This is a genomic window from Aneurinibacillus sp. REN35 (assembly GCF_041379945.2).
Classification (GTDB): Bacteria; Bacillota; Bacilli; order Aneurinibacillales; family Aneurinibacillaceae; genus Aneurinibacillus.
In genome coordinates this window covers 125,993-140,892 of record NZ_JBFTXJ020000003.1, presented here as the reverse complement: position 1 = coordinate 140,892, position 14,900 = coordinate 125,993, and the positions used below count along the sequence as shown (strand labels likewise).

At 45.3% G+C, this 14,900-nt stretch carries 17 protein-coding genes; 7 read left to right on the top strand and 10 right to left on the bottom strand.

From position 1 onward, the window contains the following. Positions 1 to 4: 4 nt before the first annotated feature. Positions 5 to 964, bottom strand: coding sequence for an ROK family glucokinase (locus tag AB3351_RS07030; RefSeq protein WP_371146421.1), 960 nt, complete (start codon positions 962 to 964; stop codon positions 5 to 7). Positions 965 to 1,094: 130 nt separating this feature from the next. After that, the gene (locus tag AB3351_RS07025; RefSeq protein WP_371146420.1) at positions 1,095 to 2,102 is read right to left on the bottom strand and encodes an extracellular catalytic domain type 1 short-chain-length polyhydroxyalkanoate depolymerase; all 1,008 of its coding nucleotides are present in this window, start codon (positions 2,100 to 2,102) and stop codon (positions 1,095 to 1,097) included. A 193-nt stretch (positions 2,103 to 2,295) separates the two neighbouring features. Between AB3351_RS07025 and AB3351_RS07020 the strand changes: the two genes are divergently transcribed. Together AB3351_RS07020 and AB3351_RS07015 are read left to right on the top strand one after the other, a co-directional pair. Beyond that, complete coding sequence (locus AB3351_RS07020) at positions 2,296 to 3,009, top strand: TenA family transcriptional regulator (RefSeq protein ID WP_371146419.1); 714 nt, start codon at positions 2,296 to 2,298, stop codon at positions 3,007 to 3,009. 105 nt (positions 3,010 to 3,114) lie between these two features. Beyond that, the gene (locus AB3351_RS07015; protein WP_371146418.1) at positions 3,115 to 4,056 is read left to right on the top strand and encodes an AEC family transporter; all 942 of its coding nucleotides are present in this window, start codon (positions 3,115 to 3,117) and stop codon (positions 4,054 to 4,056) included. A gap of 25 nt (positions 4,057 to 4,081) precedes the next feature. Here AB3351_RS07015 and AB3351_RS07010 read toward each other — a convergent pair whose 3' ends face one another. Both AB3351_RS07010 and AB3351_RS07005 read right to left on the bottom strand, forming a co-directional pair. Continuing rightward, complete coding sequence (locus AB3351_RS07010; protein WP_371146417.1) at positions 4,082 to 4,585, bottom strand: general stress protein; 504 nt, start codon at positions 4,583 to 4,585, stop codon at positions 4,082 to 4,084. Positions 4,586 to 4,698: 113 nt separating this feature from the next. Then, positions 4,699 to 5,256 (bottom strand): general stress protein, encoded by a 558-nt coding sequence (locus AB3351_RS07005; RefSeq protein ID WP_371146416.1) that lies wholly within the window; start codon positions 5,254 to 5,256, stop codon positions 4,699 to 4,701. Between the two features lie 277 nt (positions 5,257 to 5,533). Between AB3351_RS07005 and AB3351_RS07000 the strand changes: the two genes are divergently transcribed. Genes AB3351_RS07000 through AB3351_RS06985 form a run of 4 tightly spaced genes read left to right on the top strand, consistent with a single transcriptional unit; the run spans position 5,534 to position 8,006 of the window. Beyond that, the gene (locus AB3351_RS07000) at positions 5,534 to 6,919 is read left to right on the top strand and encodes a protoglobin domain-containing protein (RefSeq protein WP_371146415.1); all 1,386 of its coding nucleotides are present in this window, start codon (positions 5,534 to 5,536) and stop codon (positions 6,917 to 6,919) included. Positions 6,920 to 6,963: 44 nt separating this feature from the next. Then, the gene (locus AB3351_RS06995) at positions 6,964 to 7,281 is read left to right on the top strand and encodes a hypothetical protein (protein WP_371146414.1); all 318 of its coding nucleotides are present in this window, start codon (positions 6,964 to 6,966) and stop codon (positions 7,279 to 7,281) included. Further along, complete coding sequence (locus AB3351_RS06990) at positions 7,268 to 7,672, top strand: ATP-binding protein (protein ID WP_371146413.1); 405 nt, start codon at positions 7,268 to 7,270, stop codon at positions 7,670 to 7,672. The genes AB3351_RS06995 and AB3351_RS06990 overlap by 14 nt, the downstream gene beginning before the upstream one ends. A 34-nt stretch (positions 7,673 to 7,706) precedes the next feature. Further along, positions 7,707 to 8,006 carry an STAS domain-containing protein gene (locus tag AB3351_RS06985; RefSeq protein ID WP_371146412.1) on the top strand — a complete coding sequence of 100 codons (300 nt, stop codon included), beginning with the start codon at positions 7,707 to 7,709 and terminating at the stop codon, positions 8,004 to 8,006. 32 nt (positions 8,007 to 8,038) lie between these two features. Here AB3351_RS06985 and AB3351_RS06980 read toward each other — a convergent pair whose 3' ends face one another. Together AB3351_RS06980 and fbpA are read right to left on the bottom strand one after the other, a co-directional pair. Beyond that, positions 8,039 to 9,511 carry a SpoIIE family protein phosphatase gene (locus AB3351_RS06980; RefSeq protein ID WP_371146411.1) on the bottom strand — a complete coding sequence of 491 codons (1,473 nt, stop codon included), beginning with the start codon at positions 9,509 to 9,511 and terminating at the stop codon, positions 8,039 to 8,041. Between the two features lie 117 nt (positions 9,512 to 9,628). Beyond that, a complete protein-coding gene (gene fbpA, locus AB3351_RS06975; RefSeq protein ID WP_371146410.1) occupies positions 9,629 to 9,772 on the bottom strand; it encodes a Fur-regulated basic protein FbpA in 144 nt (47 codons plus the stop codon). 161 nt (positions 9,773 to 9,933) lie between these two features. On the opposite strand from fbpA, the gene AB3351_RS06970 reads away from it, so the two are divergent. Further along, positions 9,934 to 11,127 carry an MFS transporter gene (locus AB3351_RS06970; RefSeq protein WP_371146834.1) on the top strand — a complete coding sequence of 398 codons (1,194 nt, stop codon included), beginning with the start codon at positions 9,934 to 9,936 and terminating at the stop codon, positions 11,125 to 11,127. Between the two features lie 54 nt (positions 11,128 to 11,181). Here AB3351_RS06970 and AB3351_RS06965 read toward each other — a convergent pair whose 3' ends face one another. The 4 genes from AB3351_RS06965 to AB3351_RS06950 form a co-directional block, all read right to left on the bottom strand. Then, entirely contained in the window at positions 11,182 to 11,967 is a 786-nt protein-coding gene (locus tag AB3351_RS06965) for a 3-hydroxybutyrate dehydrogenase (protein ID WP_371146409.1), read from the bottom strand. 28 nt (positions 11,968 to 11,995) lie between these two features. Beyond that, positions 11,996 to 12,649, bottom strand: coding sequence for a CoA transferase subunit B (locus tag AB3351_RS06960; RefSeq protein WP_371146408.1), 654 nt, complete (start codon positions 12,647 to 12,649; stop codon positions 11,996 to 11,998). 14 nt (positions 12,650 to 12,663) lie between these two features. Then, positions 12,664 to 13,359 carry a CoA transferase subunit A gene (locus AB3351_RS06955; RefSeq protein ID WP_371146407.1) on the bottom strand — a complete coding sequence of 232 codons (696 nt, stop codon included), beginning with the start codon at positions 13,357 to 13,359 and terminating at the stop codon, positions 12,664 to 12,666. 75 nt (positions 13,360 to 13,434) lie between these two features. After that, positions 13,435 to 14,829 carry a GntP family permease gene (locus AB3351_RS06950; RefSeq protein ID WP_371146406.1) on the bottom strand — a complete coding sequence of 465 codons (1,395 nt, stop codon included), beginning with the start codon at positions 14,827 to 14,829 and terminating at the stop codon, positions 13,435 to 13,437. Between the last annotated feature and the right edge of the window lie 71 nt (positions 14,830 to 14,900).

The following is a 14,900-nucleotide window of genomic DNA, read 5'->3' as shown; positions in this document are numbered from 1 at the left end:
GTTTCTATACCGACGAAGGTGAAAAATTCATATCAGCCAGCTTTGCTAAACCTACGATTCCTGCGTCATTTCCCAACGCTGCCGGGACAATGATATGTTTCTCTTCTACATCAGGCAGCATATATTCATAAAAATAGCGGATCATCGGCTCAAACAGCGCAGCACCTGCTGCAGATCCGCCTCCTCCAATCACAATCCGTGAAGGAGCCGTCACCGTATAAATGCTTGCCAATGCATAGCCAAGATAAAACGCCGCATTCTTCAATACGTTACGTGCGGCCGCATCCCCATTCTGTGCCGCTTCCGCTACGTCCCTGCTGCTTACCCTCCCAGCCTCATTCATACGCTTAGCTAATAGACTCTTGGGATGCTGCTCTGCCGCCTGCGCACCATAATACGCAATGGCAGTGGCAGACGCTTCTGTCTCTAGGCACCCTGTTCTTCCACAATTGCACATACGTCCACCATCTATTTTTACACGAAAATGACCAATCTCTCCAGCTAATCCATGCATTCCATTAATAATCTGTCCGTTAGCGATAACGCCCCCACCTATGCCGGTTCCAATGGTTAGACATAGCAGATTATCCATCCCTCTACCAGCACCCTTCCACATCTCTCCAAGCGCTGCAGCTTTGGCATCATTAGTTACAAATACCGGTACCCCAAGCACGGACGATGCTCGCTCCGTTACGGCAACATTCCTCCAACCGAGATTGACGGCACGGATCACCCATCCGGTTTCCATCTCAACAAACCCAGGTACCCCTATGCCTGCCGCCCGGATCTTCACAGGTGGGATACCGCTCTCATCACAAAGCACCTCACGCAGTTCACGGAATTGCTGGAATGCTCGCTCTGGATCGCTTTGTGTTGCTACGCTTCGCTTTACCCTAACAATGCCTGATTCATCCACAAGTCCGGCCTTGATATTTGTTCCTCCTACATCAAAGCAAATATACATAGCAGCCACCTCCTCCCTGTCTGCTCTACTTCTTCTCCGGTTTATTCTTCCATTATAATATGTAAAAAGACAAAGGGGGACGTAACATCCCCGTCTGTCATGGATTTATAACGCATGCGCGCATCTGTCGCTAACATGATCTGCTGCTTGCAAAAAAATCCCATAATAACTTAGATGCCTTTGGGCCGCGCGCATCTGTATGTGTACCGTTAGCGCTTCCTCCCGGCCAAGCATGCCCGAGTCCAGACACGAGCCACTTCTCCACTACAGGTACACCGTGATCATCATAATAAATTGATTTCGTATACTTTCTTCCGCCCGTCTCGCCTGTAGTGGTATGGACCGATTTTTCTTGTTTCCCATCTTCGTCTTCTTCGGAAAGTGCTGCATTCGCAAGAATTAGCCATTGTTCAGCTAATTGATTGGCGTTTACCGGATTTACTATCCGGTCCGCTTCACCATGAATGATAAGGAGCGGTACCCGCCTTCTATACTTCCCCATTTCTATATACGCCTTTTTAGCGCGGGACTCTATATCATCCTTACCCTTCTTCATAACAGAAAGCCCTTCTCTTATATCCGTAGCCGCCCCATATCCGACACCTGCTACCACACCGACAGCAGAGAAGACATCAGGATATGTTACCGCCAAAATGACGCTCATGGACCCACCCGCCGAAAGACCCGCAATATATATCTGATCTTCAATCACACGATAGCGGTGTTTTACGAAATCAACCATGCCTTTAATTACGGCAGGCTCACCAACTCCACGGTGCTGGTTATAATCATAAAACCAATTCCAGCAGCGCTTCGGATTAGCAAGTATATTCATCTCAGGGTAGAGTACGATAAAATTATGCTTCTCCGCCAACTCATCCATCTCCGTACCTGCCGAGAAATCATCCATATCCTGTGTGCATCCATGCAGCATAACTACGAGCGGAAGCGAGTCCGCTTTATGATATCCGCTTGGCACATATGTTTTGAATGAGAAATTGCTTCGATAATAATGCTTTTGCGTCCCCGTCTCAATCCGCTTAGGGTGCGAGGCAAAGGCATCAGCCAGTATGGAGAAAGGCGTCGTAATCATCGCAGAGATCAGGGCCGTTATCGGTTGAACAAACGCTTCTAGCACAGCATTCAGCCCACTTTCTTTAAAGGTAAAACAACGTCTTTCCTCTTTGTTCCCCTTTTTCCTATCTTGTTAAACGTTATAATATTTTTATGCTACGGTAGACAGTTCGGTATTGACTTTCTTTTGATAGTCATGCGTATAATAGAAAGGTTTGCACGAACTAGGAGAACGGAATGCAAAGGAGGTATGCTACATGGCAATAACAAGCTATGAACAAATTGAAGCAAAAATCTGGGATATCGTAGAGACGGAAATCGTTCAAAGCGAATTCATGCAGTCTCTGCTGGCTGGCGCATGGACACCTGCACAGGTAAAAGAATTCGCACTGCAATACAGTTATTACAGCCGTAACTTCCCGCGTGTGCTCGGTGCGGCTGTCGCTGCAGTTGAACCTGAAGATGACTGGTGGGTTCCGCTGGTTGATAATCTATGGGACGAAGGAGGACGCGGCAATCCGCAAAGCTATCATTCCCGCCTGTATCACTCGTTTATGATTACAGCGGCACCTGACGTGCCAACAAATGATAAGTATGTGCCGGATTATCCGGTAGCTCCCGCGGCAAAAGAGGCTGTAGATACGTTTATTTCTTTTCTACGCAATGCCACATCGCTTGAGGCGATGGCCTCTATCGGTTTCGGCTCGGAACTTTTTGCCGGGAAAGTAATGGGCTTAATTGGTCAAGGGTTAGAGCATCCCAATTATAATCAGTCCCAAAAGTTAAATACGACGTTTTGGACTGTACATGCAGACCATCATGAGCCACGGCACTATGAACTATGCAAAAATGTGCTGACTCGTTTCACTTCATCACAGGATTTAGAGCATATGTATCGTGCAGGCGCCTATATTACGCGTTCTGAAGCCCGCTTCTACAACGGCCTATACGAACGTATGAAAAGTGTATAAAATATACATTGCAAAACAAAAGCGGCCTGTTTCTTATTGCTAGAGCGGGCCGCATTCATTATGATGAAGCTATATAGATAACTTAAGAGAAAGAGAGGAGAGAAGTTGGAAGTCGGAACTGTAGTGTCGTCCATTCTAACGATGGCGGCCATGATTCTTATCGGCAGTCTGCTGGCGCGTACGATTCCATTTACGCCGGAGAGACGGCAGCTGCTTATTACGATTATTATTAATGTTGCCATGCCTTGTATTGTTTTGAATGGAGTTTTTCACACCGAGATTGATGCAAGCTTTCTTACCCTGGTATTGCTCATCTTTCTTTGTTCAATTATTATCAATTGTCTTGGTGTCCTCCTCGGCTGGCTGGCAGCTCGCGCAATGCGTATTTCGCCTGACAAAGCGAAGGAGATGGCGCTTCTCTCCGGACTTGGCAATACGGGCTTTATCGGCATTCCATTGTGCGCCGCTCTCTTCGGTCCCGAAGGTGCACTACTAGCGGCTATTTTTGACGCCGGGCTTGATGTTACGATCTTTACGCTTGGTGTCATTATGTTGCAAGGAGAGAATGGTTTTACATTTCGCTCCTTACGAGGGCTGATGAATATTCCAATGGCTGCTATTATTGTTGGCATGCTCGCAGCTGTGCTACATATCACTCCGCCTGCTGGCGTAGCGAATTTGACGACAGCACTAGCCAACCTTGCTTCGCCGTTGGCCATGCTCTATCTTGGTATGTTGATTCCGTCCATGCTTAAAAAGAAACGGACATCTACACTGCACCAGCTTAGCATGCCACTGATTATGAAATTGCTGGTTTTCCCGGTAGCTACAGCATCGCTGCTTCATCTTCTGTCCCTGCCGTTAGAGGTTGCGCAGATTATCATCGTGCAATCTACGATGCCTACTCTCACCCTGGCATCTATTTTGTTCGCTAAGTACTCGCGTGATGAAGAATACGGAGCAACAATGACCGTATTCTCTACCCTCATATCCATGACAACCATTCCAATCATGACGATGTTTGGCTTCTCTCTTCTCGTCAAATAGCAAAGGAGCGCGATGCGCTCCTTCTCTATTCAACCAGCGGTTCTTCATTTATGCTGCCATACGTACGAAACGCTTCACGCACCTGCGCACTGTTGCCTGCATCCTCATCGACAATCACAAGAATATTCCCGTTCTTTAAGTGCGTATCGTACTCCTTCGCCTTCTCTTCAGGTATCCCAAGCCCAATTAAAGCACCGACAATACTGCCACCCAGATATCCTGTTACAGCCCCTGTAAATAATCCTACGAGTGGACCTGCTGCAATTACAGGTCCAATACCTGGAATCGCTAGCGCACCAAGTCCCGCTACCAATCCAGCCACACCACCGAACACCCCCCCTGACACGGAGCCAAGCATAAGACCGCGCTCCATATTGTTTTTATTCTGTGTTTTGATTTGTGCCTGTTCATTTTTGTCTTTTGAAATGAGTGAAATATCATCTGCTTTATAACCGAGCTGTTGCAAGGCACGCAGTGCTGCAATTGCAGCTGCTTCCGTTTTGAATACACCAACCAATTTTTCTGCCATTTCTTTTTCCTCCATGTACTTTTTTCTATCCTAGTTCTATTTACCCAGTACGAATGCAAGCAAAACAAAAAGCTCTCCACAACGGAGAGCTTGTACGCTTTGTCTATACTATATTAAAGAAGAGGATCATCCTTACGTGATTGTACCGAAGTATTGTTCAAATACGGGTCATACATATGAGAGTTCAATGCATTGTTCGTGCGGAATGTCTCGTATACGTGATGTTCACGCTCAGCATCGGCATCGACAAGCACGAGAATCTCACCTTTGTTTAGGTATTCTTCATACTGTTTGGCCTCATCTTCCGGAATGCCCATACCAACCAATGCACCCACCAAGCCGCCGGCGCCTGCTCCTACAACTGCACCGCCAATTGTTGCCGCAATCGGCCCTGCCGCTACAATAGGCCCGATTCCAGGAATAGCCAGAGCTCCAACGCCAACCAGCAAGCCCGTCAATCCGCCAAGTACGCCACCTGTGGTAGCCCCGGCAGCCAATCCTTCCTCTACTTTCGTATCCGTCTCTTCTTCAATCGTATCTATACGGTCTCTATCTTTAGCGATAACAGAGATGTCCTCGGAGCGGTATCCTCTCTCTTTGAGCGTCTCAATAGCTCGTACGGCTTCATCATGATCATGAAATACACCAATAATTTTTTTATCTTCATTCATTTTTTATGTCCTCCTTCTGTTTTTCATAGTGTGGTAGTTAGTGTTGTTTGGTGATGACAATATATCTCTACCCCTTTCTGCTGTCTTTTAAAACAAACCGCTACTACAGTCCTTCTCAAATAAAAATTTGTAAAGATTATGTATGCATTTTTAGTATAAAAGTATGAGTCTTTAGCCGATTATCATGATATAATCACAATAATTCTAGAATCTTATACCAAACTATTCATTCATCTACAGCTGGATTTTACATATTACATGCAAAGGAGAAAGATCAATGACGGGATGCCCATTTAAACATCTGCTCGGTAATGAAAGAGGAGCATTAGGCTTATTTAAAGGAACAAAAAAAGCAGAGCCGACTCAACAACAAGACGCAAAACCCAAGGCTGTATCAACAAAGGTATCCCAATATTACCAAGAGATAATGAACAGCACAGAAGCATCCAAAGCAAAGTTCGTCGGCCTAACCGAACAAGACCTCCAGCAGCTTGTTTCCATTCGTCCGATTTTTGAAAAATACGTGGCTGATATTGTGCATGCCTTCTACGGTCAATTGGCGCAAGTCCCAGCCCTTATGTCTATTATCAATAACCACAGTTCCGTAGACAAACTACGGCAGACGCTTGAAAGTTATCTAATGGATATGGTGTCTGGAGAGATCGGACAGGATTATATTGTGCGCCGGAAGATTATCGGCAGCGTCCATAACCGTATCAACCTCTTTCCAGAATGGTACATCGGGGCATATACACTCATTCAAAATGAAGTACTGGCAGTGCTGCTTCGGGAGATGAAATCCGATATCGAAGCACGTGATGCCTTTTCTTCGTTCCAGCGACTTTGCTCCTTTGACATGCAAATCGCCATCGCTACCTATATTGATTCCTATACGTCATCTATGATGCGACTCAATGAAATCGAACGCATCCAGCACCGACTCAATGAATCATCCGCCATGCTTGTAGCTACTGCTGAAGAAACGAGCGCTTCGATTGGCGAGAAAGAATCACACGTCGTTCAGATGCTTGACGGCACCCGCGATATCCAAGAGAGCTCAAAGCAAATGGTAAACGATGTAGAGGAAGGCAAAAGCGAAATTGCTTCTGCACTCAACGAAATCGACCGTATCGTAGCGATTATGGATGAGACACGTGACAAGTCCAAGGAATTGATCGAAAGTGCAAATAAAATCGGGGAAATTGTGCAAGTCATCCATGCGATCTCCAATAAAACAAATGTCTTGTCCCTCAATGCCAGCATTGAGGCCGCGCGGGCAGGAGAGCACGGACGAGGTTTTACTGTGGTAGCAAAGGAAGTACGCAACTTGGCCATGCAGACGCAAGCAGCGCTTGAGCATATTCATGAGCAAATCTCCATGGTACAAAACAATGTTAGCTCATTTGAAGATTCATTCGAGCAAATTGCTAAACAAACCAGCCGTTTCCGAGACATCAATACAGCTATTATGAATATTATGGACACTTCTTCTATCCAGGTGCGTGCCAACAGCGACAAAATCACAAACGTTAGCAGCTATATTCTCGATTTCCAGCAGACATTCACCGAGATTTCTACTGCATCAGAGCAGGTTGCCCAGATGGCGGAAGAGTTAAGCATGCTAAGCAACCAACTAAATGACAAATTCAATATTAAAAAGTAACGCTCGCATAGATAAAGAAATACGGGGCATAGGTGGGACACGAGATGACTACAAACAAATTTTCTTTTGAAAAACGGGATTTTTCATCGCTCGAAGAAATGGTGGATACGCTGCTCCATGAAGCGAATGAACAAATTATCCGCATTGATATCGGCCAGACAGACAACACAAATGAACACAGGAATTACGTGAAATGGCGCCTGCTCCACCTTCAATACTTTTTTGGAGATATTGTTCCGTCCGCAGTAAGATCTACGTATAATTCTCTCTGGAGTCAGCTCTATCGGCTTGAGCATCAAGATGAATACAAGCATCCTTACTTAAAACGATTAGTGGAACAGGCTCAGCATGCTAAGCTATGAGTTTGATACCGTAACAAGAGAGCGCGTTAAAGAATACGCAGAGCTAATTTTACACGATGTTCAAGAGTATATCTCCTTATCAGAAGGCTGTATGCTGCACTATTCCTTCCATCTCTGTATATGGGAGATTCTTGCTAATATCGCAGATCACAATCCGTGTGCTGCTTCTACATGCCATACACAAGTTACTGTTATGTGGACAGAGGATGAGATCGTGCTAGAAATTACAAACCAAGGCGCAACCTTCGATTGGCAAAAATATCTTGCATCTGCTCTGCCTTCTCCCGACCAAGTACGGGGGCGCGGCTTATACATTATCAAGAGTATAAGCAAATCTTTTACGTATAAAGAAGATGGCAAAACGGCGCATATAACATTTGATCGTCATTAGCTAACGTTTTGAAATCGAAAAAGGGGAGAATCCAATGATTACTTGTGATGTGCAAAATAAACAAATCGTATGTACGTTTCATGAAGATATCAATTTTGAAACGGTAAGACAAATAGAGACAAAAGTTCGGGAATTTGTCTTACCCGAACAGCCAAACCAGCTTGTGATTGATCTTGCTCACGTACGGTTTATCGATAGTACTGGTGTAGGATTTCTGATCAGTTGGATTCATCCGCTGATCTCTCACTATCAAATCCGAATGATTAACAGCTCTCTTCCCGTAAAAAATATCCTACAGATTTGTAAACTTGATACACTTGTAGAAATCGCATAATAAAACCAGGCAGGAGATGCTCCTGCCTGGTTTTATTGCGCTGTAAGGACCAAAAGGCATACATCGTCTCTCTTCTCTTCCTTTACAAAAACGGTTAATGCCTCCCTTGTGATGTCTGCTGTTGGTATATGAACACGTTCAAGAAAAAATGTCTGCAATTGCTCAACAATATCAAAGGCTGCATAATCTGTGCTTTCGATTAATCCGTCTGTATATAGCACAATACGAGCGGATGTGGTATATGAGATTATTCCTTTGTCAACTTGAAGATCAGGTACAATTCCAACCGGAAGACTTCCCCGATCAAGTCGTGCGGTCTCCCCTTCGGCTGTACATATAATTGCTGGAGGATGACCGGCATTAACATACTCTATGATCCTCTTCTGCGTGTCAACAACAATGTAAATACACGTAAAATAATATGCCTGTAAACGCTGGTGTCCAGCATACAAGTTGTTCATATGACGATTCAATTCTTTTATAACCTTGATCGGATCTGTTAAGCGGGTGATCAGTCCCTGCAGCAGTGAACGAACAGACATGCTGATCAACGAAGCACTAATACCGTGGCCTACCACATCAAGCAGCATAATACCATAACGGTGTTCATCAATCCGATACCAACAGTACATATCCCCGGCTAACTGTTCGGATGGAATATAAGCCGCCTCCATCTCTAGACGCTTCTCATATAATGGGGGACTTAACACGCTCTCCTGAACCAACTTGGCTAACTCAAGCTCTGACTGCAGCACCTGCTCCGCTTTCTTACGGCGCGTGACATCAGCTTGAAGACCTACAAAGTATAGTAAATCGCCTGACTCATCGAAGACGGGACTAATCGTTAACTCATTCCAAAAACTGCGCCCATCCTTGCGATAGTTCAACAATTCTATGGTAATCGGTACACGCTCCCGAATAGCTATTTTGATCTGATCAACGGCTTCTCGGTCGGTTTCATTTCCCTGTAAGAAACGACAATTAACGCCCAGAACTTCTTGAATCTGATAGCCAGTCAATTTCTCGAACCCTTTATTCGCAAATATGAGCGGATTATCAGGCAGTCTTGGATCAGAAATCGTTACGCCCATGACGGTATTAGCGATGGCTGCGGCAAGATGATCGTTCGTCTCTAAAGCCCGTAACAATCTCTCATCTGATTTCTTCCGTTCCGTAATATCGTGCAAATATATACATAGACCTTCAGCAAATGGGGTTGCACGTACCTCAAACCATTTTTTGTATGTGCTAAAGTAGCCTTCGAACTTTACCGGATGCTGTTCAGCTACCGCTTTGAAGTATTCTGATTGAAATATAGATACCATCTCAATCGGAAATTCATTCCACATATTTTTCCCTATCAGCTCTTCTCTTTTTTTTATGAGAATTCTCTCAGCTTCCTGGTTAAGATATGTAAATCGCCACTGTTTATCTACAGCAAAAAACGCATCGGCGATCGATTCGATCATCAGCGCAACATGCTGCCCGGCCCACTCTTCCCTCATGGTGCCACCTCACCGACTATCTTTTCTTATCAGTGTACCATACCTGACAAAATTTAAAATCCCCTGCTCTACCTAATGGTAAAAGGAGCAGGGGATGAATAGGTTGTATTCACATTTTCATAAAAGCAACTGTGTCGCTTCTTTTCGCACTTGCGCCATGATAAGCGCCTGTCTGATTTCTTCTTCTGAACACTCATATAATTGGCGTTCGCCTATTTTGTATATGCCTAGGTGCAGCAGTTCTTCTACGTATTTCTCCATTTTCTTTTCTCTCCTTGTTACACTCTTTCTCTACATTATCTATTTACCCTTTTTTAGAAAAAATAAACGCGCGTCCGCATGTATATCACGATAAGCAATTCGCTTTTCCCGGAATACAATGTAGCATCCATACTCTATATGATAAAGAAAGGGTGAACATGATGAATACGGAAAAGAAAGAACAACAGGCGCTCAAGCTTCTCGGTGTCTCGGGAATCGGCTTGCTGTTCGATTCTATGGACGTCGGTATTCTTGCGTTCGTCATCGCCGCTCTAAAGGTAGAATGGGGATTGACGCCTGCAGAAATGGGACTGATCGGTACGGTCAACTTCATCGGAATGGCGCTCGGTGCGGCACTTGCGGGAATGTGGGCGGATCGGTACGGTCGAAAGCAGCTCTTTATCGTTACCCTGCTAATCTATAGTATCGCAACGGGATTGAATGCACTTGCCGGTACGCTGATGATCTTCATGGTTCTGCGCTTTATTGTCGGATTCGGACTTGGAGGGGAGCTGCCGGTCGTCACTACGTACGTGCTAGAATCATCTCCTCAACGAGAACGGGCAAAATGGGTTGTCTGGCTGCAGAGCTTCTGGGCGGGAGGAGCATTGGTTGCCGCTGTTATCTCATACTTCATCATTCCAGAATACGGCTGGCGTGTCGGTTTATTCGTAGGAGCACTGCCTGCGTTATACGCGTTGTATTTGCGGCGTGCACTGCCCGAGACACCTGCCTTCACAAGACAATCGGATACGCAAAAAATCGGCGAGAAAATCAAACTGCTCTGGTCCGCGTCTTATCGACGTACAACACTCGTATTATGGATCTTATGGTTTGCATCCGTCTTCTCTTATTACGGTATGCTGCTGTGGATGCCCTCTATCATGATCATGAAAGGGTTTACATTAATCAAAAGTTTTGAGTATGTTCTGCTTATGACACTTGTGCAAATCCCTGGCTATTTCACCGCAGCTTATTTTGTTGGCAAGTGGGGGAAAAAGCCTACGCTTGTTGTATTCATGGCGCTATCCGCTATCGCCTCTCTCGCTTTCGGTCTCTCACCGAATATCTGGACGCTTCTTGTTTCAGGTATTTGCCTGTCCTTCTTCAATCTCGGAGCCTGGGGTGCTACGTATGCTTATACGGCGGAACAATATCCAACAGCCTTCCGTGCAACCGGTACAGGATGGGCAGCAGGATTTGGCCGCATCGCCGGAATCATCGCCCCTTATCTTGTCGGCCTGCTGATCGGCATGAGTATTGGTTTTCCCTATATTTTTACAATGTTTTTCCTCATGACAATGTTCGCCGTAGTCACCGTACTCTTTTTTGGAAAAGAGTCGGCACCCGAATAAGCAATAGAACAAGAAAAGAACCGCCCGAACATTCAGGGCGGTTCTTTTCTTGTTCTATTGTGCGGTATATCCGCCATCAATCACAATGGCCTGTCCGGTAACCCCACTTGCCTTATCACTAGCAATAAATAAGGCATAGTCTGCTATATCTTTTACTGATAATAGCTTGCGCTGCGGTACCAGCGGATATATTACTTCCTCTAGCACTTTTTCCAAAGGTACATTGCGCGTTTTTGCAAGATCTGATAACTGATTGCGTACAAGCGGCGTATCCACATAGCCTGGGCAGATCGCATTAACCGTTACACCATGCGGAGCGGCTTCTAGAGCTGCTACCTTCGTCAAACCAATTACCCCATGCTTCGCGCTATTATACGCCGCCTTTCCTGCAAATCCAATCAAACCATTGATAGAGGCCATATTGATAATGCGGCCAAATCCTTGCTCCTTCATTATCGGCAGCGCATGCTTAATCGCCATAAACGGAGCAATCAGCATAACCTTGACCAAAAGCTCAAACTTCTCCGTTGGAAATTCCTCAAGCGGTGCAACATATTGAAGCCCAGCATTATTAATCAACACATCCAAGCGTCCAAATGCGGCTATCGTCTCTTCCAATGCGTTCTTCAATTGTGCTTCATCCGCTACATTACATGCCATGCCAATAGCTGTATATCCTTGAGCCGTAATCTCAACGGCCGCCGCCTGCGCCGCTTCCCCATTTAGATCGCTAATCGCAATTTTTGCGCCTTCTTCAGCGAATGCCTTGGCGATTTCAAGGCCAATACCGCTTGCCGCTCCTGTAATAAATGCGACTTTATTCTGCACTAATTTCGTCATAAATCGCTATATCCCTTTCTGCTTCTCTTTATGCTTGACCTGCCAACTTCGGAGAGATGATCAATTCTGGCTCTGTGCAGTCCTTAATGTCTTGAACCGTAAAGCCTGGTGCAACCTCTAACAACTCCAAACCGTTCGGTGTCACATCAATTACGGCACGGTCAGTAATGATGCGATTCACAACTCCCTTGCCTGTCAGAGGCAGTGTACATTCATTCAGAATTTTTGGTTGGCCATGCTTGTTCACATGCTCCATAATTACGATGATACGCTTGGCGCCATGCACCAAATCCATCGCACCACCCATGCCTTTGACCATCTTGCCTGGTATCATCCAGTTAGCGAGATCTCCATCCTTCGACACTTCCATGCCGCCGAGAATAGCCAGGTCAATATGTCCGCCACGGATCATTCCAAATGACTCTGCGCTATCGAAAATACTTGATCCCGGAATCATTGTTATCGTCTCTTTTCCGGCATTGATTAATTCCGGATCCACATTATCCTCTGTTGGATACGGTCCAATACCAAGCAGACCGTTCTCCGATTGCAGCACGACATGCTTATCATCTGGGATGTAGTTAGCTACAAGTGTCGGAATGCCAATGCCAAGATTCACATAGAAACCATCCTCTACTTCCTTTGCTGCTCTCATCGCGATTTGCTCTCTTGATAAAGCCATGATAATCCCTCCTGTTATGCTTGTACTTGCACCGTTCTACGTTCGATCCGCTTCTCATAATTCGTGCACTCGATAATGCGCTGTACATACACACTCGGCGTATGGATATCATCTGGATTCAACGCACCCGGTTCAACAAGTTCTTCCACTTCAGCAATCGTAACTTTTCCGGCTGCTGCCATCATCGGGTTGAAGTTGCGTGACGTTTTATTGTAAATCAGATTCCCCATCGTATCGCCCTTCCAGGCTTTAACCAGAGAAAAATCAGCGACCAATCCCATTTCCAGCAAATAATCCTTGCCGTTGAATGTGCGTACTTCACGCCCTTCCGCAAGCGGAGTGCCAACTCCGGCTGGCGTGTAGAAAGCCGGGATGCCAGCGCCGCCGGCACGGATACGCTCAGCCAATGTACCCTGCGGTACAAGTTCAACTTCCAGTTCGCCGGATAAATATTGACGCTCGAACTCTTTATTTTCACCTACATAAGAAGAAATCATTTTCTTGATTTGTTTATTTTGCAGCAGCAGGCCAAGTCCCCAATCATCTACCCCGCAGTTATTCGAAATAATCGTTAGGTCCTTAACTCCCCGATCACGTAATCCCAAAATCAGTTTTTCTGGAATCCCCACTAAACCGAAGCCTCCCACCATAATGGTGGCTCCATCTTGAATCCCATTTAAAGCTTCATCAATGGATGTAAACACACTCACTCGACTCACTCCTCACTGAATTTATAAATATGCTGCAGTATAAAATATTGCAATCGCTTGCAAGCAAGCGAAAATTTAAACAATGCCAAACATATAGTAAAGCACAATAATGAAGAAGACTGCTGCGGTTTTGATCAGTGTCATCGCAAAAATATCAATATACGATTGCTTATGTGTTAAGCCCGTTACCGCAAGCAGCGTAATCACCGCTCCATTATGTGGAAGCGTATCCATACCGCCGGATGCCATTGAAGCTACGCGGTGCAGCACTTCGGGGCTGATACCTAGCTTCTGTGCCTGCTCAAGATACGTCTCACCCATTGCAGCCAGAGCAATACTCATACCACCAGATGCCGAACCTGTAATACCGGCGAGTGTAGTCGTTGTTACCGCTTCATTCACCAATGGATCGGTAAACGTATTTGACATTGCACTGTTCACAGCTTTAAATCCTGGTAGCAAAGAAATAATGCCTCCGAATCCGTACTCAGATGCCGTATTCAGTGTCGCCAGCATCGCGCCGCCGATCGATACATTAATTCCTGCATTGAAATTCTCTTTGATCCGGTTAAAGGAGAATAAAAGAACCGTCAAAATCCCTAAAACCAAAGCGCCTTCCACAGCCCAGATCGCGGTTTCTTTCGTAATATCAACCGCACTTACCTTTTGAATATTAATTGCTTCAAAATCAAATTTCTTACCATAAAATTGAGGGATTAGATTCGTGAACACTTTGTTGAATACCCCTACAACAATAAGCGGGAGAATAGCAATGAAAGGATGGGGCAGCTTCTCATCAGCAAGCGATTCCGGTTCGTTTTTGTGTCCGGTACCATATCCCTCGCCTGCTATCTTCGCCTTCCTTCTTCTCCATTCTAAGTAAATCATACCAATAATAAAGACAAAAAGTCCACCAATAAAACCCAGCCACGGAGCAGCCCATGTATCTGTTTTAAAAAATGTTGTCGGAATAATATTCTGAATCTGCGGCGTCCCTGGAAATGCATCCATCGTAAATGTAAAGGCACCAAGCGCAATTGTACCTGGGATAAGGCGTTTTGGAATATCGGCTGCTTTAAATAACTCTGCTGCGAACGGATATACCGCAAATGCCACAACAAACAGTGAAACCCCGCCATATGTTAGAATCGCTCCAACCAATACAATAGCAAGCATCGCACGGCTTGGACCAATCAATTTGATGACAGCACCTGTAATGGCTTTGGCAAAGCCTGACATCTCAATCACCTTACCAAAAATCGCACCTAATAAGAAGACAGGAAAATAATTTTTAATAAAGCCGACCATTTTGTCCATGAAGACACCGGAAAAAAACGGCAATACATATCCCGGGTCTGTCAACAATACCGCAAACAGCGCTGCAATCGGCGCAAATAAAATCACACTAAATCCGCGGTATGCAACAAACATCAGGAAGAATAATGCTAATAGAATTACGATAATTTCCATCTAGTTTGTTCCCCCTTTTTTCTACTTGCAAAAAAATAAACCGCTTTCAAATTCGCGCCTCCCTTTCCTCT

Bases quoted from the DNA above. Each gene is read 5' to 3' on its own strand.
- AB3351_RS07030 (WP_371146421.1), bottom strand. From the start codon at position 964: ATGTATATTTGCTTTGATGTAGGAGGAACAAATATCAAGGCCGGACTT.
- AB3351_RS07020 (WP_371146419.1), top strand. From the start codon at position 2,296: ATGGCAATAACAAGCTATGAACAAATTGAAGCAAAAATCTGGGATATC.
- AB3351_RS07010 (WP_371146417.1), bottom strand. From the start codon at position 4,585: ATGGCAGAAAAATTGGTTGGTGTATTCAAAACGGAAGCAGCTGCAATT.
- AB3351_RS07005 (WP_371146416.1), bottom strand. From the start codon at position 5,256: ATGAATGAAGATAAAAAAATTATTGGTGTATTTCATGATCATGATGAA.
- AB3351_RS07000 (WP_371146415.1), top strand. From the start codon at position 5,534: ATGACGGGATGCCCATTTAAACATCTGCTCGGTAATGAAAGAGGAGCA.
- AB3351_RS06995 (WP_371146414.1), top strand. From the start codon at position 6,964: ATGACTACAAACAAATTTTCTTTTGAAAAACGGGATTTTTCATCGCTC.
- AB3351_RS06990 (WP_371146413.1), top strand. From the start codon at position 7,268: ATGCTAAGCTATGAGTTTGATACCGTAACAAGAGAGCGCGTTAAAGAA.
- AB3351_RS06985 (WP_371146412.1), top strand. From the start codon at position 7,707: ATGATTACTTGTGATGTGCAAAATAAACAAATCGTATGTACGTTTCAT.
- AB3351_RS06980 (WP_371146411.1), bottom strand. From the start codon at position 9,511: ATGAGGGAAGAGTGGGCCGGGCAGCATGTTGCGCTGATGATCGAATCG.
- fbpA (WP_371146410.1), bottom strand. From the start codon at position 9,772: ATGGAGAAATACGTAGAAGAACTGCTGCACCTAGGCATATACAAAATA.
- AB3351_RS06970 (WP_371146834.1), top strand. From the start codon at position 9,934: ATGAATACGGAAAAGAAAGAACAACAGGCGCTCAAGCTTCTCGGTGTC.
- AB3351_RS06965 (WP_371146409.1), bottom strand. From the start codon at position 11,967: ATGACGAAATTAGTGCAGAATAAAGTCGCATTTATTACAGGAGCGGCA.
- AB3351_RS06960 (WP_371146408.1), bottom strand. From the start codon at position 12,649: ATGGCTTTATCAAGAGAGCAAATCGCGATGAGAGCAGCAAAGGAAGTA.
- AB3351_RS06950 (WP_371146406.1), bottom strand. From the start codon at position 14,829: ATGGAAATTATCGTAATTCTATTAGCATTATTCTTCCTGATGTTTGTT.